This is a genomic window from Nocardia amikacinitolerans NBRC 108937, from assembly GCF_001612615.1.
Lineage (GTDB): Bacteria > Actinomycetota > Actinomycetes > Mycobacteriales > Mycobacteriaceae > Nocardia > Nocardia amikacinitolerans.
The window spans coordinates 24810-44458 of sequence record NZ_BDAU01000028.1; the positions used below are offsets into that span (position 1 = coordinate 24810).

Consider the following 19649-nt stretch of genomic DNA (forward strand, 5'->3'; position numbering starts at 1 on the left):
CAACGAGCAATGCCGAGTAGCAACAGCGCCTCGAAGTCGGCCAAGGCCGTACGAGCCGCGGGGAAGGTGTCGCCTTCCCGCAAGGGGGGCGGCGGCAAGGGCCAACTTCCGAAGAAGCGCCAGGTCCCGTGGTTGGCCATCGGCGCGGCCGCAGTAATCATCGCATTGATCGGTGCGCTCGCCTACAACCTGGTCCCCAAATACCGCGAACAGGCCGAACTGGACAAGTACACGCCCAGTGCGCAGAAGAAGGATCCCTCGGATCAGATCGCGGGCGTGGTGAAGAAGGACTACGCGCAGGGTGCGGGCAAGCACGTCGACCCGACGCAGCGGGTGGCCTACGACCAGACGCCGCCGTTCGGCGGTCCGCACGACCAGGCGTGGGCCGACTGCACCGGCGTCGCGTACGCGAAGCCGATCCGCACCGAGAACGCGGTGCACTCGCTCGAGCACGGTGCGGTGTGGATCACCTACAACCCGGACAAGGTGGACGCCGCGGGCATCGACACGCTGAAGAAGAAGGTCGAAGGCAAGCAGTACACCTTGATGTCGCCCTTCCCCGGGCAGGACAGCGCGATCTCGTTGCAGTCGTGGGGGCACCAGTTGAAGCTGGACGACCCGCAGGACAAGCGGATCAACCAGTTCATCACCGCGCTGCGGCAGAACCAGTACACCTACCCCGAGGTCGGCGCGGCCTGCTCCAACCCGTACTTCGACCGGGAGAACCCGGAGCCGTTCGATCCGACGCCGCCCGGCCCCGGTGCGGTGCCGATGGACGGTGCGGGCATTCCGACCGATCCGTCCGAGCTCGGTGGTGGACTGCCGCCAGGTATTCCGGGTGTGCCCGGCCTTCCCGGTGTTCCCGGCGCACCTGGTCTGCCCGGGGCGCCTGGTCTTCCCGAGGCGCCCGGTCTGCCTGACGCGCCGGGCGCACCCACAGCGGGTCCCTAGATGGGGGCCGAGGCAGATGTCGATGAGCCTGGCGCGGAGACCGGGTTCAAGGCGCAGGTGCGCAGGCAGGGTGTGGCGCTGCTGATTCTCGGCGCGATCGGCGCGATCCTGCTCGGGTTCGCGATCGGGACACTGGTGCGTCTTCCGCTGGACGGCGGCTCCGGTGAACCCGACCCCAACGCGGTCGACATCGGGTTTCTCCAGGACATGTCCGCGCACCACGCGCAGGCCGTGGAGATGGCGGGCATCGCCCTGCTTCGCTCGACCGACAACGACGTGCGCAGGCTGGCCTACGACATCATGACCACCCAGCAGAACCAGGTCGGGCGGATGCACGGTTGGTTGCAACTGTGGAACAAGCCCGCCCAGGGCGCCGACGGTTTCATGGGCTGGATGAGCGAACCGGACTCCGGACACGGGCACGGCGGCGAGCATCAGATGTCCGGGTCGATGGCGAGCATGCCGGGCATGGCGACCCAGGAGGAACTCGCCGCGCTGCGGCAAGCGCCCGCGCCCGAGGCCGACGCCATGTTCCTGCGGCTCATGCTGCGGCACCACCAAGGCGGCATGCCGATGATGGAGTACGCGGCCAAGCACGCCGCGACCACCGCCGTGCGCACCCTCGCCGCCAGCATGGTCGAAACCCAGCAGGCCGAATCCCGCCTGCTCACCACCATGCTGACCGCCCGAGGCGGCACCCCCCTCCCCCTCAACTGACCCCGCGTCGGGCCGGACCGTGTGAAAGCGCCCGGCCCGACGCCCTTTTTGGCGTCCAGCGCGCGATGCGATACGCTTGCCCCGCCCGATCGGACCACCCGGCCCGACCGAGATCTATCCCGCCCTCGTAGCTCAGGGGATAGAGCGTCTGCCTCCGGAGCAGAAGGCCGCAGGTTCGAATCCTGCCGAGGGCACTCCACTCGCTGCATGGCCCATGCCCACGGAGGGCGTGGGCCTTTGCTCGTTTCGTCGTGTTTTGTGGGGGTGCAACCCCCACGCCCCGCCCGGAGGGCTTCGCCCCCGGACCCCCATGGAGCGGGCTGGGTTTTGTGGGGATGTTCCTGTCGTAGCCGGAGGGCTTCGCCCCGGGCCCAATGAGAGAGCTGGGTTTTGTGGGGATGTTTCTGTCGCAGTTGGTTCATGTCCACGGAGGGCGTGGTTTCGCTCGTTGTCGGAAGGGCGCCGCTGATCCGATGTGTGTCGGCGTTGGGGCGAGGTTCGGATCGGTACCGCGCTTGTTTTGTGTCAAGTAGAGTTGGGGGGTCACGTGAGTGATGCCGGGAGGGCGGAGCGCGGTTGCAGCGACGCCCCGCCCGGTGGGTCAGCTGATCCACATTCGGCGGACCAGAACGAACGCCCCGGCGATTACAGCAGCGAGAGTCAACACGATGCCGTAGTCGACCGGGGCGTTGTTCTTGCCTCGGCGATGTTTGGCCATCCCCACCACCTCCTTTCTCGGCGCGGTGCGGCCTGGACCGATGCCACACCGCCCCTGGAGTAGGAGGTTGGGGACACCCTACTCAGTCCCTCTGACCAGTCCCTTTGCGTCACAGTGGGTTACACGCATAGGTATGCCGAGTTCGTAGGTTCCCCGGCGATCGACATCGGCTCGACACGACGGTCCTTGGTTGGTCCGGGCGGGCGGTGCGCGACGGAATCGGTCTTTGGCAGGATGGGGCGGTGCGTTCTGTGGTGCGGGTGGGGGCCGTTGTGGTCGCGATGATCGCCCTGAGTTCTTGTTATCCCGAGGATGTTCCGACTTCGGCACCGACGACGAGCACGTCGGCGCAGACGAGTTCGGCGGCGCCGACGAGTACCCTCTCGCCGGATCAGCGGCATCGGCAGGGTGCGTTGGCGGAGGGGGCGCGGATGGCGGAAGTGCTTGCGGTGCCGACGGATATCGACCCGGATGTCACGGTGTACGGGCGGGCGGGGGTGTTGACTCCGGCGCTGCTGCTGGTGATGGCGGGGCACAACGACGCGATCAAGGAAGCGGCCGAGCGCAACGGGCTGCTGACCGGTTTCATCACGCACCGCACGAACGACGACCGGGAACGGCGAAAAGACCTGACACACGGCGTGATGCGTTTCCCGGACGATGCGACGGCACGGCAGGCGGCCGCCGACCTCGCGGATGCCGCAGTGCACTCGCGGGGAATGCTCGAGTCGGTGGCACGCACGCCCGCACCACTTCCCGGCGCCCCGGAATCGAGGTTCAGCCACAAGGAAGAACGGGGACGCTCGGAGGGAATGGCCTTCACTCCCTTTCGCGAGTACGTGATCTATACGTCGGTGCGGGCCGGGACACTCGACGAGGTGCGGCAAACCACGTTGCGCGCCATCGAATTGCAGGGCCCGCTGCTCGACGGCTTCATCCCGACGCGACTGGTCGACTACCCCGACCTCCCCTACGACCCGGACGGCGTCTTCGCCCTCACCATCGGCGACGGCGACGCGCAACAGGGCGCGTATCGGCAGCGTGGCGCGGTGCTCTTCGCGCAGGACCAACCGCGCGCGGCGTCCCTGTTCCGCCAAGTCGGCGTGAACGCCATGGCCAACAAGGGCACCACGGTCTACCGCACCGACGAACCCTCGGCAGCACAACGCCTGAGCACAGGGCTGGTCGAGATGCAGCGGGAGCATCAGCCCGCGCCGACCGCACCCGGCGTTCCGTCCTCGTCCTGCGTTTCGGATCCGAAAGGCGGCGTGAATTCGTGGTTCTGCGTGGTCGCCGCGGGCCGGTACGTCGGCGAGATCTGGGCGAAGACTCAGGACGACGCCCACCGCCTGCTCGAAGAGCAGTACCGGGTGCTGCGCGACGCGAAGTAGATCGGGCACGCGAAGCGGCTCCGACGTGGTCGCCACTGCCACAGCCGAAATCCGCGTCCGCCGTTCTTGTCTCACCTGTGCAGTAGCGTCCCGGACGAAACGATCGTTCGCCTGGACGGTGTGTGGCGCGCGCAGCTGACGAGCCGCCGATCCGCCTCGGAGCACGACCGTCTTTCTCACCGGCACAGCGCATTTCGACACCAGAGAGAGCCCATGGACCTGCACCCGTCCGCCAGCCGCTACTTCGGCGTACCCGTACCCGCTCGCGTGGCCGACGCCGTCGACGGGCGATTGCTCGAATATTGGGCGGGCGATCGCGGCCCGCTCGTGGACGCCCACTTGGCGATCAACTACCCGTACTTCGGAGCGATCGACAAATCGCTGAGCGGCTTCGTCGTCCTCGACGACGAGGGTGACAACTACACGCTGCTGGATGTGCGGGGCGGCGGCGCGGTGTGGTGGCAGGATCACGAAACCCGGGAACTGGCACTGTGGTTCGACTCTTTCGACGATTGGCTGGCCTACCGAGACGAGCTCGCGCGGGCCGACGCGAACGACGAGGACGAGCGGTCGGAGTCCGATATTCGCGACTCCTTCCGTCCGCCGTCGCCCACCGCGTACTCCGGCCCCACGCCGACGAGCGCCGAACTCGCGGAGCGCTACCAGTGGCTGGTGTGGCTACTGGCGCAACCGTTGCTGCGCGATGGAAAGCCCACGCAGTCCGCCGAAAGTCTGGCCTCCAGCGCCGCAGGGCACTTCACGCACCTGTGGAGCGTCACCGACGTCCGGAAGGTGCTCGAGGCCGAATTGCCGCTGCTGCACGGGGATCCGCATCTGGCTATCTATTGGCTGCTGCACACCGCCCTGCTCACGCAGGACGACGACCGCGCCCGCGTACTCGCCGAGATCGAGCGTGCTCCGGAGCGTCCCGACCTGCTGAACGCCTTCACCGAGGTCTTCGGCACGCTGGCGATCGACGGCGACGTGGCGTCCGTGCGGGAGTTCCGCGTCCGCCGTTCGCTGCTCCAGCAGTACGTCGCTGCCGATGACGAGGCGCGAACGCGGGCCGCGCTCACGGCCATGGAGATGGCGCCGGAGCACCTGCCGCTGGCTCGGGCGAGCTGGATAAAGCACGGCTTGGACGACGGAACGCTCACCGCCGAACTCGTGAGCGCCGCACTGGATCGCATGCCCGTCACCACGGGGACAACACTGCTGCGCGCCGAAGTGGATCGGCGAGCGGGACGTGAGCACAGCCCGTCCGCGGACGCCCTCGTGCGTTCGCTGCCCGCATCCACCTGCACCTGGTCGCTCCGCGTGTGGGCGCTGTCCGTGGTGACGCCGCTGGTGCGCGACGGCGCGGCCCTCGCCGCGGCGGCCGGAGACCTCCTCGGCAAAGACCCGTACAGCAGGCCGTGCCTGATCGCACTGCGGCGGGCCCACGAACTGTGCGAGACCGAACCGGTGCTGACCAGCGCCGAGCTCCAGCTGCGCTGGGCCGACGCGCAGATATCGTCTTCCTACCTGGAGCGGCTCGGCACAGGCGACCATGCCACCGTCGTGGCGGAGATCGACGCCGCAGGACTGAGCGAGCTTGTCGCACAACGCGTTCTGCTGCGCGCGGATATCGATGAATCGTCCGCCGAAGTCATCGAATGGGCGCTGAACGCCATCCTCGGCAGCGCGCACCCCGATCGAGCCACGCTGGCCGCCACCGGTATCGAGCACCTGCCCGCCGAGGTGCGCACCCGCGTGGTGCAGGGGCTGCGGGTGGACGCACCGGACAGCGCCGTCGTTCCGGTGCTGATCCGGCTGCTCGAGCACACACCGGAGCCGGATGCCTCCGACATCGTCGCCGAGATGAACAACGACGAACTGAAGAAGGCCGTCTGCCTCGCACTGGCCCCGATGGCACACCACCCGCCGGTGTTCGACGAACTGATGAGGCTGGCGGCCCTGCCGGCACCGGCCAGTACGGTCGAAGCACTGTGGGAGCAGCTGTTCCGGCCGAGCGCGGAGCAGTGTGTGCTGCCACGGACGTCGGCCGAGCAAGCCGTGCGGGCCGCCGCCGCCATGATCGACACCATCCTGGCCCATCCCGGAATTGGCGCTCGCAATACCGCGGGTCACCAGCTGTACCGCTTCCGGCACCCCGGTGCGCAGGACTTTCTCATCGCGGCGCTCGACGACTACGGCCGTCGCTACGCCGATTCCGACCCGGCACACAGCGCGGTCCTCAGCCACGGGCAGACGGTGGACGATCAGCTCGAGACAGTGGTCGCCAACCTGTATTCGGCGGTACGGAACCTGAACACCGGCACCGCGCGCACGGCGTTGATCGAGCGTCTGTTCACCGAACGACGCAGCGTCTGGCGCATGGGAAACGCACTCGCCGAGATCTTCTCGGCCGAGGTGCACCGGGATGTCCTGCGGCAGTTGCGCGATCGGCGCGACCATCGTGCCGCCGCGCACTACGCCAATGCCGTCACCGATCACGTGAAGCAGCGATGGCCCCTTGTCGAACTGCTGCGGGAGATCAGCGACTGGACCGCACCGCAGGACGAGACCGAACAGCGGGTGTTCAAGTACGCGCTGGTCGTCGGCATCCTTGCCGCGTTGGAAGCCGACGAGTACGACCTGGTCCGAAACGCCTACGCCAGCTGGGAATCCCTCGCGGTCGATGCCGTCGAGCCCGACAGCCTGTCTCGCGGACGGGAATGGTTCGATCCGCTCACCTCGGACGATATGCGCGCCCGACTCGCCGACGTGCTGTCCGGAGAGGCGGATTCGGCACGGCGCGCCCTCCTCGACGCGGGCGAGCGAGCACGGGCGGCGGGACGGCCGCTGGCTCGGATCGGTGACGACGAGCTCGGTACCTTGGCGGGCACCACCGTGCGACGACGCCTGCTCACCGACCGAGGTACGGGCGAGGTGTGGTTCCTCGACTCGGACGGCGAAATCTACGCCTTCGACGGATTCGGCATCTCGGACGACCTGCCCTTCCAGGCGAGCATGATCGGCTATCACGGGATGCGGGAGTTTCTCGGCGAGGTGCGCGAACAATCGGAGCGCGCGTTGCTGTGGACGGCTTCGGGCAACGAATTCGTCGAATTGGTGCGCTATCTGGACCGAGTCGTCTATCGGTGGGGTGTCAACAACGGCCGCTTCGACACGGTCGGTCTCACCTTTCCCGACCCGGCTACCGCCGAAAACGCCTGCACGCGAATGAAGGCCACCTGCGCGGCGGCGAAATACACCGAATCCGATCCGTGGTACCTGCCCGGCCGCGCGGCGCTCATGCGCACCTTCTACCGGCCCGACGCCAACAGCGAACGACTGATGGCCTTCGACCGGCCCCAGTTCGCGGTGGACGCGGAGCTCGCGGTGGCTCATGAACGCCGGGAGCTGGAGATGTACCGCGACGGTGCGGCGCTGTCGAAACTGGAGTGGGTGACCTGGAACGGCTATCGGGTACGCGAGGAACTGACCGTCGCCGAATGGGTTCGCGCTCGCATCCGCGACGACACTCGCGATCCGGCCTGGCATGTCGCAGCCCTCGCCGAGTTCGCCGAATACTTTGTGGCGCAAGGGTTCACCGAGCATTCGCCCGGTCTGCACGGATTCAGTGCCGAAGTCGGCCCGCCCGCCTCTGCTGCGGACATCGACGCCCTCGAAGCCGAGCTCACGGCACCGCTGCCCGCCGTTCTGCGCACACTGTGGCAGCACATCGGTCACGCCGAATGGCGAATCGGCGAGACCGGTCTGCGGCTCCTGCGCCCCACCGAGGTACGGCAGGAACGGGCCCGTATGCGCAAACTCGGGGCGAAGTACGCGGCCGCGCTCCACGGTGAGCAGCAACTCGAATGGGACCCTGTGCTGTCGACCATGAACGCGCTGGTTGTCAGTCTCGACGGCACCGTCGACACCGTGTTCTCCGATGTGTCACCGAGCTCCGACGACCGGGTCTTCATGTACCTGGATCAGCATCCGGCCGAGGCGTGGTGGGAGAGGTCGCTGTCGTGGATTCTCGCGTCCTCGTTCCTGAGCCGATTCGCCTTCCACCTCGAAATGGCAGCGCCCGAAACCATGATGCTCTTCGGCGGCCAGCGACGCGGCCCCGGACTCACCCGCCGGTACTTCGAGTCCACCGGGCCGAGCGGTACCAGGTTCTGGGAGATCGTCACCGATCCCGGCCTCGATACCGTCGCCACCCGGCACGGCAGAGAAGGCGGCGTGGGCACTCGCAACACCAAACGCTACGGCGACCCGGCCAAGGCCGCCGCCAAGGCCGCGAAACTGATTGCCGCCAAACAGAAGAGCGGGTATCAGGAGGTCGACTGACGCGCCGGAGCGGTCCTCGCACCTCGTTGTTCGGTGTTCGTCGCGGCGGCCGGTACGACCTCGAGCGGGTCGGGTCGCGGCGAGGATCGGCGTACTCTCGCGTTCATGAGCTGCTGCGGACCGTCGCGACGGACACTGCTCGGTGCGATCGCCTCCGCGGCACTGCTTTCCGCCCTGCCTGCGAGTCGTGCGCGGGCGCAGGCGGCGTCGGTGGTGGCGACGGATTTGGAAGTGGTCACGGTCACCGACAGTTCGGTGGTGCTCACCTGGACGACCGTAGCGGCGGATGGGGCGGGCCGCTTGGTTCCTGTTCCGTCCGACGCCGAAGTACGGTTGGGCGCAGCTGATTCCACGAGAGCACCAGTGCCCGTCTTCGCCGATCCCGAGCGAACCCCGTTCCACTACGCGGAGATCGGCGGCTTGGAGCCGGGCCGACGCTACCGTTTCGAAGCCCGGTCGCAGGGTGCGCGGGCGACGCCCGCTCTCTCGCTGACGACACTCGCGCACGGAACACCGGAAACTACCGGCGAATTCACCACTTTGGTGCCACCGCAGGGCCGCCTGTTGCGCACCATCGCGCTGGCCAACGACGTGCACTACGGCGAGACGGTGAGCGGTCTGGTGGTCGGCGGGTTCCCGCCCGGCTTCCGCCAGCTCACCGGCCTGCCGCCCTACCCGGAAGTCATGCTGGACGCGTTGCTCGACGACCTACGGGCCAGGGAAGTGGACCGGCTGGTCGTCGCGGGCGACCTGACCAGCGAGGCGACACCGGACGAATCGCGGGCCGTCCGCGCCCGGCTGGACACCTGGGGCGCGCTCGGCGGCGACTACCTGGTGACACGCGGCAACCACGACCGCCCGCACGTCGGCTACCAGGGCTGCACGCACCTTGGCGAACATCGCGACTGCTGGGGCGACAACTTCCTACCCCGGCAGCAGCTGGTCGAACACGAGGTCGGCGGCCTGCGCCTGCTCGGCGTGGACACCAGCGAACTCGACGGCTCGGGCGGCCGCATCGAACGACCGCAGTTCGATCGCCTCGCCGAGGTGCTGCGCGCCGATCCAGACCGCCCGACCCTGGTCTTCGGCCACCACCCGGTGACCCGCGAGTCCGGGCTGACCAACACCGCGGGCCCCGGATTCGTCCTCAACGGTCCGGACAGCGCCGAGCTACAGCGCCTATACGAGCGCGCGCCCGGAGTCTTCCTGCACCACAGCGGCCACACCCATCGCAACCGGCGGACCCGTCCAGACGCCGACATCGCGGTGGAATTCCTCGAGGTGGCGGCGGTGAAGGAGTATCCGGGCGGCTACAGCCTGCTCCGCGTGTACGAGGGCGGATACATGGTGAACTTCTACAAGACGCGCACCGAGGGCGCCCGGCGCTGGAGCAGCACGACCCGCGGTGAATACTTCGGCCTATTGCCCGACTACACCTTCGGTTCCTTTGCCGATCGCAATCACGTTGTCGCGCGGGATTTTTCCGGGCTCTCCTGAAGCGGACGACGAACGTCGACGCCCCCGGTCCGGCGGTGGCGTAACACCGAACCGGGGGCGTCGACGACCGGCGCACCCTTTGCCTGGAGCGAGCGGCGGGAATCGAACCCGCGTAAACGGCTTTGCAGACCGTTGCCTCAACCTCTCAGCCACGCCCGCCTCGCCTTAGAGAATGCCGGGCCGGACAGCGCGCGACCAGACTTCGGCTCGAGCTGATCCGAAAGCGGGCCCGAGCCCGACGCGGGTGATAGCGCCGTCGGCGCACGACGCGGAAACGGCCGCTCGGCATGGAATGATCGGGGACATGTCTCGGCCACGCCCGCTCCCAGTCGACCCGATCGAGGAGGCCCACCGCCAGTGGGTCGGCCACGGCTGGGGCGATGTCGCCGACGGCATGGCGGCGGTGACGTCGCTGGTCCGCGCCCAGCAAATCGTGATGGCGCGGGTGGACGAAGCACTGAAACCGACCGGTCTGACCTTCTCTCGGTACGAACTGCTGATGCTGCTCAGCTTCAGCAAGACCGGCGCGCTGCCGATGGCGAAGGCCAGCGCGCGCCTGCAAGTGCACCCGACCAGCGTCACCAACACCGTCGATCGCCTGGAGGCGGCACGGCTCGTGGAACGGGTTCCGCACCCGAGCGACCGCCGCGCCACCCTGATCGAGATCACCGACGCCGGAAGGGAATTGGTCGCCGAGGCGACCAAGGAACTGAACGCGAAGGTGTTCGCCCAGCCCGGTCTGCCCCCGCAGCGACTGCACACGCTGTTGCAGCTGCTCGCGGAATTCCGGCACGCCGCGGGCGACTTCGACACCGGGGACGCGCCCGCGCGCTGGAATACCCGCGATCGCTGAACTTCGGTCCGTACCTACCGGTCTCGTACACCGCCGAAACGACCGCCGCGTAACGTTCCGGCATCCAACTAGCGAATCAGCGGCGGTGTTGCCTTGGCAGCGGACGGGAAAGGGTCCACCATGTAATCCATGGTGCTGGTCTTGGGGGTATCGGCGGGCGCTGGTGGCGCGCGCGCGATGTCGACACATTCCGACCAACCGCATCTGCCTCCGATCGACCGCTGCCACGTACCGCGGCGCGCGGGCGCAGGCGTCGAGGAGGCCGTGTTCGAGGCGATCCGCCAAATGCGCCGTTCAGCCCAGCTGCGGGACGAGCTGATCACCGCGACCGCGGTCACCTGCCGCTGCCCGCTGCACGCCGACGCCATCCGTTCCGCGGCGGGCAGCAGCCGGCTCACCATCGTCGACGAGCCGCTCGCCCAGCTGCGGTACCTGCGCTTCACCGGAAGGCTGCCGGAGTCGGGCACGGTGATCCTCTACGACCTCGGCAGCTCCGGGCTGACGGTCACGCACGCCGACTGCCGCACCGACACCATCCTCTCCAGCAAACGCAGCACGGTGCTCGGCGGCGACGGCTACGACGCGCTGCTGCGCTGGCAACTGGCTCGCGGCGGCGTGCTCACCGATCGGCTGACCAGCCGACGCCATCGGGAGGCGCTCAGCAGCACGCGGGTGGTCACCGCGACCGATGCCGGATCCGGCGGCCGCGCCGTGGTGACCCGCAGCGACCTGGCCGAACTGTGCGCGGCCAGCATCCATCACTCGGCGTCGTTCGTGCGCCAGCTCGTCGAGGAAAGCGGGGTGCGCCCCGAGGCGCTTGTGCTGCTCGGCGGCTGCACCCGCAGTCCGAGCGTGCGCGCCGAGCTGGCCGAACTCGTCGACCTGCCGGTGATCTACGACCCGGAACCGGAATACGTCTCGGCCCGCGGCGCCCTGCTGCTCGCCGCCGAACGCCCGTCCGGTGACGTGCGGATGGCTCGGCTGCGGGCGGGCGCGACGCTGTATCGGCCCGCCACCGCGGGCGTCGACCGCCGGAAGGTCATCGCGGCCGTGGCGGTCACCGCGGCGCTGGGAGCGACGATCGCCGGTCTGCTCGCGGTGGAACGGAATTCGGCGCGAGCGCCGCACGGCGGAACCGCGCCGACGCAGATCGAACTGCGCATGACCCCTGAGCTGCCTGGCAACTGAGTCCGGAGCCCGCCGCATCCCGTTGGCTACCATGGCGCGAGAACCACAAATGCACGACAACGGGGGTGTACCCATGGCATTCGCCGCGGCGAGAACCATGCTTTCGACCGGATTCGGCGTGCTGACCTCGCATCGCGCCCTTCGCGCGTTTCCGGCGCGGTCGTCCGTCATCGCGGCCGTGGTGATGGGCGTGCCGATGCTGCTGGTCGGTGCGGACGTCACCGACGGAACCTCGGCGACACCGTGGTTGCTGGCGGGCGCCGCCTATCTGCTGACCATGATCGTCACCACATTCGGCAATGCCGCGCTCATCGCGCAAACCGACATCGTGCTGCGCGGCGGATACCCCAGTGCGGCAGCGGGCAGACGGGCGGCGCGAGCACGGTGGGCCGCGATCCTGCTGTGGGCGCTGGCCGCGGCGACCGTGCTGCCGGTGCTGCGGCTTGTCGAGCACGACTGGCGCGATATGCGCGCGATGCGCGGCCGCACCCGAACGGCGTGGGCGGACGTCGCCAACCTCGCGCTGCCGAAGATCGTCCTCGAACATCGCAATCCGATTGACGCACTGCGCGATTCACGAGCGGCCCTGGAGCGCGGGTGGGGCGCCGACGTGGCGAGCAGCGCGCGCCTCGGCATCGTCGGCTACATCCTGGTGCTCGTCGGAATAGTGCTGAGCGTGTCGGTCGGTGCGGCGTTGGGCGCGCAGGCCCAGGCCGGGACCGGCCTGCCGTACGGTGCGGCGGTCGGCGGCTGGCTCGGTCTGTCCGTCTTCACCACCGCGCTGATCTTCGTCTCGGCCGCGACCGCGGTGTATCAGACCGCGCTCTACCGCTACTCGGTCGACGGACGCACGCCGCCCGCGTTCGCCGCGGATCTCACGCGCTCGTTCCAGCCGTGAAACAGCGACGGCTCGCGCGAACGCCACGGAAGGCGGACGCGCGAGCCGTCACCGAACTCAGCGGTTGGTGAACTTCGCCGGACGCTTCTCGACGAAGGCGGTCATGCCTTCCTTCTGGTCCTCGATCGCGAACAGCGAGTGGAACACGCGGCGCTCGAAGCGCAGGCCCTCGGCGAGGGTGGTCTCGAAGGAGCGGTTGACCGCCTCCTTCGCGATCATGGCGACCGGCAGCGACATCGCCGCGATGGTCTCGGCCACCTCGAGCGCGGTGTCGAGCAGCTCGGCGGCCGGCACGATGCGCGAGACGAGTCCGGCGCGCTCGGCCTCCTCGACATCCATATTGCGGCCGGTCAGCACCAGGTCCATGGCCTTGGCCTTGCCGATCGCCCTGGTCAGGCGCTGCGAGCCGCCGATGCCGGGGATAACGCCCAGCTTGATCTCCGGCTGCCCGAACTTGGCCGTGTCGGCGGCGATCAGGATGTCGCAGATCATCGCCAGCTCACAGCCGCCGCCGAGCGCGTAACCCGCGACCGCCGCGATGGTGGGCTTGCGGAAGTTCGCCAGCCGGTCCCACCGGGCGAAGAAATCGTCCATGAACATGTCCATGTACGACTTGGGCTGCATCTCCTTGATGTCGGCGCCTGCCGCGAAGGCCCGCTCCGAGCCGGTGATGACCACGGCGCCGATCGCGTCGTCGTGCTCGAGCTCGTCCAGCGCGGCGATCACGTCGTCGAGGACCTGCGCGTTCAGGGCGTTGAGCGCCTTCGGACGGTTGAGCGTGATCCAGCCGACCCGGCCCTTGCGCTCCAGCAGAATCGTCTCGAAGTCGGTCACTCGGTCACCTCTTGCTCGGATCGGTTACGGATATCCGTGACGATAGCCGAGAAGTCCTTGCCCCCGTCCGTCTGGTTGAACCGGGTGTAGATCTCCGCGGCGAGCGCGCCGAGCTGGCCATCGATGCCGTTGGCGCGCAAGGCGTTCGCGGCGAGACCGAGGTCCTTCGTCATCAGCGCGGTGGCGAATCCCGGCTGGTAGTCGTTGTTCGCCGGGCTGGTCGGGACCGGCCCGGGGACCGGGCAGTAGCTGGTCAGCGCCCAGCTCTGGCCCGACGCGGTGGAGACGACGTCGAAGAACGACTGGTGGCTCAGGCCAAGCTTCTCGCCGAGCACCAGTGCCTCGGACAGACCGATCATCGAGATGCCGAGCAGCATGTTGTTGCAGATCTTGGCGGCCTGGCCGACGCCCGCGTCGCCACAGTGCACCACCTTGCCGCCCATCACCTCGAGCACCGGGAGCGCGTCCGCGAAATCGGCCGCCGCGCCGCCGACCATGAAGGTCAGGGTGCCCGCCGCCGCGCCCGCGACACCGCCCGAGACGGGTGCGTCGAGCGCGCGGTGCCCGGCCGCGACGGTCCGCGCGGCGGCCTCCTTGGCGTCGGCGACGTCGATGGTGGAGCAGTCGATGAACAGGGTGCCGGGGTTCGCGGCGGGCAGCAGGTCGGCGTAGACGTCGAGCACCAGCTTGCCGTTGGGCAGCATGGTGATCACCACGTCGCGGTCCGTGGCGGCCGCGACGGCCGTCTCCACCACGGTCGCGCCGTCCTTGCGGGCCTGCTCTTGGGCCGCGGGCACCGGGTCGAACGCGAGCACGTCGTAGCCCGCCCTGACCAGGTTGGCCGCCATGGGCGCGCCCATGTGACCGAGGCCCAGGAAACCGATCTGCCCACCCGTCGCCCGGCCGCCACCCCTCATCGAATCGCTACGCGATGCTGTGCTCACTGCTGCGCCTCCGGTGTCGCCAAACCCAGCTCCTTGTCGCCCAATTCGGCGAAGTACGCCGCCACCTGTTCGTCGGTGACCTCGGCGAGGGTCGCCGGTCGCCACTGCGGGTTGCGGTCCTTGTCGATCACCTGCGCGCGGATGCCCTCGACCAGATCGTGCGATCCGAGCGAGGCGATGGAGACCCGGTACTCCTCGTTCAGCACCGTCTCCAGGCTCGGCAGGCCGCGCGCCGCGCGCAACGAGCGCAGCGTGACCTTCAGCGCGACAGGCGATTTGGCGAGCAGGTCGGACGCGGCCTTGCTCGCCTCTGGCGCGTCGTGAGCTTGCAGCCGCGCCACGATCTCCTCGACGGTGTCCGCGCTGTAGCAGGCGTCGATCCAGTCCCGCTGCCCGAGCAGTTCGGATTCCGGTGCGGGCTCGGCGAACTCGGCGATGGCGGAGTCGGCGGTCGCGGTGTGCAGGGCGTCGAGCAGCGCCGGGATGCGGTCCGAAGGCACGTAGTAGTCGGCGAATCCGGCCGCGATGGCGTCGCCCGCGCCCATCCGCGCGGTGGTCAACGCGACGTGCGTCCCGATCTCGCCCGGCGTGCGGGCGAGCAGGTAGGTGCCACCGACATCGGGGATGAAGCCGATGCCCACTTCGGGCATGCCGACCTTGGACCGCTCGGTGACGATGCGGTGGCTGCCGTGGCCGGAAAGGCCGACGCCGCCGCCCATCACGATGCCGTCCATGATCACCACGTAGGGCTTCGAGTAGCGACCGATCAGCGCGTTGAGGATGTACTCGTCGCGCCAGAACACACCGGTCGGCGAATCCGCGTCCGCGTCACCACTTCTCGCGTCGGCGTGGATCGCGACGATGTCGCCGCCCGCGCACAGCCCGCGCTCCCCCGCGCCGGTGACCACGACGGTGCGCACCTCGTCGTCCTCGGCCCACGCGCGCAGGGCATCGGTGATGGCCAGCGCCATCGGGTGATTCAGCGCGTTGATGGCCTTGGGCCGGTTCAGCGTGATCAGGCCGAGGCCGTCGCGCTTCTCGATGAGTACGTCACTCATGCCTGCGCCTCGCTGACGCTCGGCTCCGGCATGCGCGAGGCACGCCGGCACATGATTCGCTCACTTCGTTCGCTCATGCTGCTCCTATGACCGAGCGGGCGACGACCACCCGCATGATTTCGTTGGTGCCCTCGAGAATCTGGTGGACGCGCAGATCCCTGACGATCTTCTCCAGGCCGTATTCGTGCAGATAGCCGTAGCCGCCGTGCAATTGGAGGGCCTTGTTGGCCACCTCGAAGCCGACATCGGTGGCGAATCGCTTTGCCATCGCGCACAGTTCGACCTTGTCGGGTGCGTTCGCGTCGAGGGCGGCGGCCGCGCGCCACAGCAGCGTTCGCGCGGCCTCCAATTCGGTACGCATATCGGCCAGTTCGAATTGCAGCGCCTGGTTCTTGTTGAGCGGCTTGCCGAAGGCATGGCGGTCGGCGAGATACGGCACCGCCTTGTCCAGCGCCGCCTGCGCACCGCCGACCGAGCACGCCGCGATGTTCAGCCGCCCGCCGTTGAGCCCGTTCATCGCGATGCGGAAGCCATCGCCCTCCGCGCCGAGCCGGTTGGCGACCGGGACGCGGGCGTCTTCCAGCACGACCTGGCGGGTCGGCTGAGCGTTCCAGCCCATCTTCCGCTCGTTCGGCCCGACCGACAGGCCAGGGGTGTCTGCGGGCACGATCAGCGCCGAAATGCCGCGCGCCCCTTCGTCACCCGTGCGGACCATCAGCACGTAGACGTCGTTGGCGCCCGCGCCGGAGATGAACTGCTTCGCGCCGTTGAGGATGTAGTCGTCACCGTCGCGAACGGCCTTGGTGCTCAACGCCGCCGCGTCGGAACCGACGCCGGGTTCGGTCAGCGCGTAGCTGCCGAGCAACTCCATCGAAGTGAGCCCCGGCAGCCAGCGTTGACGCTGCTCCTCCGTGCCGTAGGCATCGATCATCCAGGCGGCCATGTTGTGGATGGAGATGTAGGCCGCCACCGCGGGGCACCCGGTGGCCAGCTGCTCGAAGATGCGCACGGCGTCGAGCCTGCGCAGCCCCGAGCCGCCCACGTCCTCGCGGACGTAGATGCCGCCGAGACCGAGCGGGCCCGCCTTGCGCAGCACGTCCACCGGAAAGTGTTTCTGCTCGTCCCATTCCAGCGCGTTGGGCGCGAGGAATTCGTCGGCGAACTGGCGCGCGGTCTCGCCGATCGCGCGCTCGTCCTCGTTCAAGGTGAACATCCGGCTCAGTCCATCGTCGGGATGACGAACGCGTTGGACTCCTTGAGACCGGAGGGCCAGCGCTGGGTCACCGTCTTGGTCTTGGTGTAGAAGCGGATCGAGTCCGGGCCGTGCTGGTTCAGATCACCGAAGCCGGAGCGCTTCCAGCCGCCGAAGGTGTAGTACGCGATCGGCACCGGGATCGGCACGTTGATGCCGACCATGCCGACCTCCACCCGGGACGCGAAGTCGCGGGCGGTGTCGCCGTCGCGGGTGAAGATGGCAACGCCGTTGCCGTACTCGTGCTCATTGGCCAGGCGCAAGCCCTCCTCGTAGTCCTTGGCGCGCACGACGCTGACCACCGGGCCGAAGATCTCCTCCTTGTAGATCCGCATGTCGGCGGTGACCTTGTCGAACAGGGTCGCGCCGACGAAGTAGCCGTCCTCGCCGCCCTCGACGGTCAGGCCGCGACCGTCCACGACCAGCTCGGCCCCCTCATCGATGCCGATCTGGACGTAGTTGTTCACCCGGTCCACGCCGTCCTTGCCGACCAGCGGGCCGAAGTCGGCGCCCGGGTCGTCCGAGCGGCCGATGTTGAGCTTGTGCACGCGCTCGGTCAGCTTGGCGACCAAGCGGTTCGCGGTCTCCTCGCCGACCGGCACGGCCACCGAGATGGCCATGCAGCGCTCGCCCGCCGAACCGTAGCCCGCGCCGATCAGCTGGTCGGCGACGTCGTCGAGATCGGCGTCCGGCATCACGATCGCGTGGTTCTTGGCGCCGCCGAAGCACTGGGCGCGCTTGCCGTTCGCGGTCGCTGTCTCGTAGATGTACTGCGCGATCGGGGTGGAGCCGACGAAGCCGACGGCCTTGATCCGCGGATCGTGCAGCAGGGTGTCGACGGCTTCCTTGTCGCCGTTGACCACGTTGAACACGCCCGCGGGCAGACCCGCCTCCAAGAACAGCTCGGCCAACCGCAGCGGCACCGAGGGATCGCGCTCGGACGGCTTGAGCACGAACGCGTTACCGCACGCGAGGGCCGGGCCCGCCTTCCACAGCGGGATCATGGCCGGGAAGTTGAACGGGGTGATGCCCGCGACGACGCCGAGTGGCTGGCGCATGGAGTAGACGTCGATGCCGGTGCCCGCGCTCTCGGTGTACTCGCCCTTGAGCAGGTGCGGGATGCCGGTGGCGAACTCGATGACCTCCAGTCCGCGCTGGATGTCGCCCTTGGCGTCGGCGATGGTCTTGCCGTGCTCGGACGACAGCAGCGCCGCGAGGCTGTCCATCTCGTCCTGCACCAGGGTCAGGAACTTCATCAGCACCCTTGCCCGCTTCTGCGGATTGAACGCCGCCCACTCCGGCTGGGCCGCCGCCGCGTTCGCGATGACCGCCTCGACCTCGGACTTGCTCGCCAGCGGCACCCGCGCCTGCACCTGACCGATGTTCGGGTCGAAGACGTCGCCGAAGTTGCCGGAGGTACCCGGGACGTGCTGCCCGCCGATGAAATGAGTGAGTTCGCGAACCATGCCAGTCCTTGTCTGTCGTCGTCGACGCGCGGAGGCGCGATCAGCGGTCATCCTATAGTTGGATGTCCAAGTAATGACCCGCTGGGTCGTGAATGTGATCCATCCCACCGGCGGCGGGCAAGGCCCCGACCGCCCTGGCACACCCCGAACCGCCTGACGAACGCCGAGCGGGTGAGTCGGTAGGGTCCCGGCCGCGAACAAGGTCCCACACACTTTCCACACGCCACACATAGGCACCGCCTGTGTGCCGCGTACGAAACCTCTGTGCCACGGCCGCGATCCCTTCGCGGAGTCGACCGAACGTGAGCCCGCCCGCCACACGCTGAATCGACCCAGCAGCAGTGTCGGCCCGCGTCAGCGGGTGGGGTCCGCGCCGAGGCTGCGCCGAGGCCGGATCGCCTCGACCGTCGAACTCACCCGGACTTTCTCGGCGAACGCGTCAGAGCGATGGCACCTGCCGCCAGCAGCACCGCGCCCACGATCAGCACGAACCCGGCCGCGCCGAGCCCGCCCGACAGCTCCGTCACCGCGTCGGCTATCGCGAGCGCGACCGCGCCCGCGCCGCCGATCATCAGCACCGCGGATCGTCGCGTCGGATACAACGCGAAGCACAGGAACGCGACGAGCGCGGTCAGCACGGCGGACCAGAGTTCGCGCCCGAAGTCGATCAAGTGCGCGCCGAGCAAGGCTATGACGATCCCGAGCAGGTAGCCGGCCCATGCCTCGACGAATGCCCCCATCGCGGTCAGCAGCAGCCACGCCAGCCCGAGCGCGAAAAGGCCCAACCCGACCCAGAAGTCGTCGACGTCCAAAAGTTCGCCGAGCACGCCGACGACGACGGGAGCACTGAACGCCGCGCACGCGAGCATGCCGACGACCGAGGGCAGCGCCAGATAACCGACCACCGAGACGACGAGTCCCGCGCTCAACGCGAGCACCCACGCCTCGTCGGAGCCCGAATCATCGATGCCCGAGCCGACCGCCCCGGTGACCGCGGCCGCCGACGACGCGAACAGCACGGCGGCGAGCCGGACACGCGCGGTCGGTGTCGGCGCTCGGAACAGCGCCGCACGGCCGGCCAGCGCCACACCGCCGAGCGCGAGCCCGATCGCCACGACAGCCAGAGCCGCGACCCGGCCGACCCGCGCCAGATCATCCCAGGCTGCGCCGACGAACAGCACAACACCGCCGAGCAGCAGGCCCGCCCCGGCATACGCCGCCACCTCCGCGAGCAGCTTGCCACCCGACGGTCGAGCCGCGTCCTCCTCGGCGGCCACCGCCGCCAAGACGGCGTCGCGCTGGTCCGTATTCAACACACCGCCGTCGACCAGCCGCCGCAAGGCGGCCCCCACCCGTTGCTCGTACGCCATCGGCTCAGTATGTCCGAGCCCATCCGCCCGCTGCTACGGCCGCGAACAAGCTCGCACACACTCTCCACACGCCGCACACAGGCACCGCCTGTGTGCGGCGTACGAAACCTTTGTGGCACGGCCGCGAATCCTGGCGGTGTGATCGCGGTCACCGTAGAATTACTTTGACGT

At 68.6% G+C, this 19649-nt stretch carries 14 protein-coding genes and 2 tRNA genes; 9 read left to right on the top strand and 7 right to left on the bottom strand.

Features of this window, described 5'->3' with window-relative positions:
• Positions 1-9: 9 nt before the first annotated feature.
• From NAM01S_RS20420 to NAM01S_RS20445, 6 genes are all read left to right on the top strand, one after another.
• Entirely contained in the window at positions 10-951 is a 942-nt protein-coding gene (locus NAM01S_RS20420; protein WP_067787605.1) for a thioredoxin-like domain-containing protein, read from the top strand.
• Complete coding sequence (locus tag NAM01S_RS20425) at positions 952-1668, top strand: DUF305 domain-containing protein (protein ID WP_067787607.1); 717 nt, start codon at positions 952-954, stop codon at positions 1666-1668. It begins immediately after the preceding gene.
• Positions 1669-1789: 121 nt separating this feature from the next.
• Positions 1790-1862, top strand: a tRNA-Arg gene (locus NAM01S_RS20430).
• Between the two features lie 805 nt (positions 1863-2667).
• Entirely contained in the window at positions 2668-3777 is a 1110-nt protein-coding gene (locus NAM01S_RS20435) for a DUF7373 family lipoprotein (protein ID WP_443678290.1), read from the top strand.
• Between the two features lie 213 nt (positions 3778-3990).
• Positions 3991-8118, top strand: a complete 4128-nt coding sequence (locus tag NAM01S_RS20440; RefSeq protein WP_067787610.1) for an SMI1/KNR4 family protein — start codon at positions 3991-3993, stop codon at positions 8116-8118.
• A gap of 105 nt (positions 8119-8223) precedes the next feature.
• Complete coding sequence (locus NAM01S_RS20445; RefSeq protein WP_067787876.1) at positions 8224-9615, top strand: metallophosphoesterase family protein; 1392 nt, start codon at positions 8224-8226, stop codon at positions 9613-9615.
• A gap of 84 nt (positions 9616-9699) precedes the next feature.
• Here the strand turns inward: NAM01S_RS20445 and NAM01S_RS20450 are convergent.
• Positions 9700-9774, bottom strand: a tRNA-Cys gene (locus tag NAM01S_RS20450).
• Positions 9775-9919: 145 nt separating this feature from the next.
• Between NAM01S_RS20450 and NAM01S_RS20455 the strand changes: the two genes are divergently transcribed.
• The 3 genes from NAM01S_RS20455 to NAM01S_RS20465 all read left to right on the top strand — a co-directional run bounded on the left by NAM01S_RS20455 (position 9920) and on the right by NAM01S_RS20465 (position 12554).
• Positions 9920-10468 carry a MarR family winged helix-turn-helix transcriptional regulator gene (locus NAM01S_RS20455; RefSeq protein ID WP_067787877.1) on the top strand — a complete coding sequence of 183 codons (549 nt, stop codon included), beginning with the start codon at positions 9920-9922 and terminating at the stop codon, positions 10466-10468.
• Positions 10469-10597: 129 nt separating this feature from the next.
• Positions 10598-11656: an Hsp70 family protein gene (locus tag NAM01S_RS20460; RefSeq protein WP_067787611.1), complete on the top strand. Its 1059-nt coding sequence runs from the start codon at positions 10598-10600 to the stop codon at positions 11654-11656.
• Between the two features lie 73 nt (positions 11657-11729).
• Complete coding sequence (locus NAM01S_RS20465; protein WP_067787613.1) at positions 11730-12554, top strand: DUF6159 family protein; 825 nt, start codon at positions 11730-11732, stop codon at positions 12552-12554.
• 57 nt (positions 12555-12611) lie between these two features.
• Here NAM01S_RS20465 and NAM01S_RS20470 read toward each other — a convergent pair whose 3' ends face one another.
• The 6 genes from NAM01S_RS20470 to NAM01S_RS20495 all read right to left on the bottom strand — a co-directional run bounded on the left by NAM01S_RS20470 (position 12612) and on the right by NAM01S_RS20495 (position 19478).
• Positions 12612-13388 carry an enoyl-CoA hydratase gene (locus tag NAM01S_RS20470; RefSeq protein WP_067787615.1) on the bottom strand — a complete coding sequence of 259 codons (777 nt, stop codon included), beginning with the start codon at positions 13386-13388 and terminating at the stop codon, positions 12612-12614.
• The gene (gene mmsB, locus NAM01S_RS20475) at positions 13385-14305 is read right to left on the bottom strand and encodes a 3-hydroxyisobutyrate dehydrogenase (protein ID WP_067787617.1); all 921 of its coding nucleotides are present in this window, start codon (positions 14303-14305) and stop codon (positions 13385-13387) included. The genes NAM01S_RS20470 and mmsB overlap by 4 nt, the downstream gene beginning before the upstream one ends.
• A 23-nt stretch (positions 14306-14328) precedes the next feature.
• On the bottom strand, positions 14329-15390 hold the full coding sequence (locus NAM01S_RS20480; protein WP_067787618.1) for an enoyl-CoA hydratase/isomerase family protein: 1062 nt from the start codon (positions 15388-15390) through the stop codon (positions 14329-14331).
• 73 nt (positions 15391-15463) lie between these two features.
• On the bottom strand, positions 15464-16603 hold the full coding sequence (locus NAM01S_RS20485) for an isobutyryl-CoA dehydrogenase (RefSeq protein WP_067787620.1): 1140 nt from the start codon (positions 16601-16603) through the stop codon (positions 15464-15466).
• A 5-nt stretch (positions 16604-16608) separates the two neighbouring features.
• On the bottom strand, positions 16609-18108 hold the full coding sequence (locus NAM01S_RS20490; RefSeq protein WP_067787622.1) for a CoA-acylating methylmalonate-semialdehyde dehydrogenase: 1500 nt from the start codon (positions 18106-18108) through the stop codon (positions 16609-16611).
• Between the two features lie 413 nt (positions 18109-18521).
• Positions 18522-19478, bottom strand: a complete 957-nt coding sequence (locus NAM01S_RS20495; RefSeq protein WP_067787625.1) for a DUF2157 domain-containing protein — start codon at positions 19476-19478, stop codon at positions 18522-18524.
• Between the last annotated feature and the right edge of the window lie 171 nt (positions 19479-19649).

Coding starts and splice junctions, on each gene's coding strand:
- NAM01S_RS20455 (WP_067787877.1), top strand. CDS start 9,920: ATGTCTCGGCCACGCCCGCTCCCAGTCGACCCGATCGAGGAGGCCCAC.
- NAM01S_RS20485 (WP_067787620.1), bottom strand. CDS start 16,603: ATGTTCACCTTGAACGAGGACGAGCGCGCGATCGGCGAGACCGCGCGC.
- NAM01S_RS20460 (WP_067787611.1), top strand. CDS start 10,598: ATGGTGCTGGTCTTGGGGGTATCGGCGGGCGCTGGTGGCGCGCGCGCG.
- NAM01S_RS20425 (WP_067787607.1), top strand. CDS start 952: ATGGGGGCCGAGGCAGATGTCGATGAGCCTGGCGCGGAGACCGGGTTC.
- NAM01S_RS20435 (WP_443678290.1), top strand. CDS start 2,668: ATGATCGCCCTGAGTTCTTGTTATCCCGAGGATGTTCCGACTTCGGCA.
- NAM01S_RS20495 (WP_067787625.1), bottom strand. CDS start 19,478: ATGGCGTACGAGCAACGGGTGGGGGCCGCCTTGCGGCGGCTGGTCGAC.
- NAM01S_RS20440 (WP_067787610.1), top strand. CDS start 3,991: ATGGACCTGCACCCGTCCGCCAGCCGCTACTTCGGCGTACCCGTACCC.
- NAM01S_RS20420 (WP_067787605.1), top strand. CDS start 10: ATGCCGAGTAGCAACAGCGCCTCGAAGTCGGCCAAGGCCGTACGAGCC.
- NAM01S_RS20490 (WP_067787622.1), bottom strand. CDS start 18,108: ATGGTTCGCGAACTCACTCATTTCATCGGCGGGCAGCACGTCCCGGGT.
- NAM01S_RS20445 (WP_067787876.1), top strand. CDS start 8,224: ATGAGCTGCTGCGGACCGTCGCGACGGACACTGCTCGGTGCGATCGCC.
- mmsB (WP_067787617.1), bottom strand. CDS start 14,305: ATGAGGGGTGGCGGCCGGGCGACGGGTGGGCAGATCGGTTTCCTGGGC.
- NAM01S_RS20480 (WP_067787618.1), bottom strand. CDS start 15,390: ATGAGTGACGTACTCATCGAGAAGCGCGACGGCCTCGGCCTGATCACG.
- NAM01S_RS20465 (WP_067787613.1), top strand. CDS start 11,730: ATGGCATTCGCCGCGGCGAGAACCATGCTTTCGACCGGATTCGGCGTG.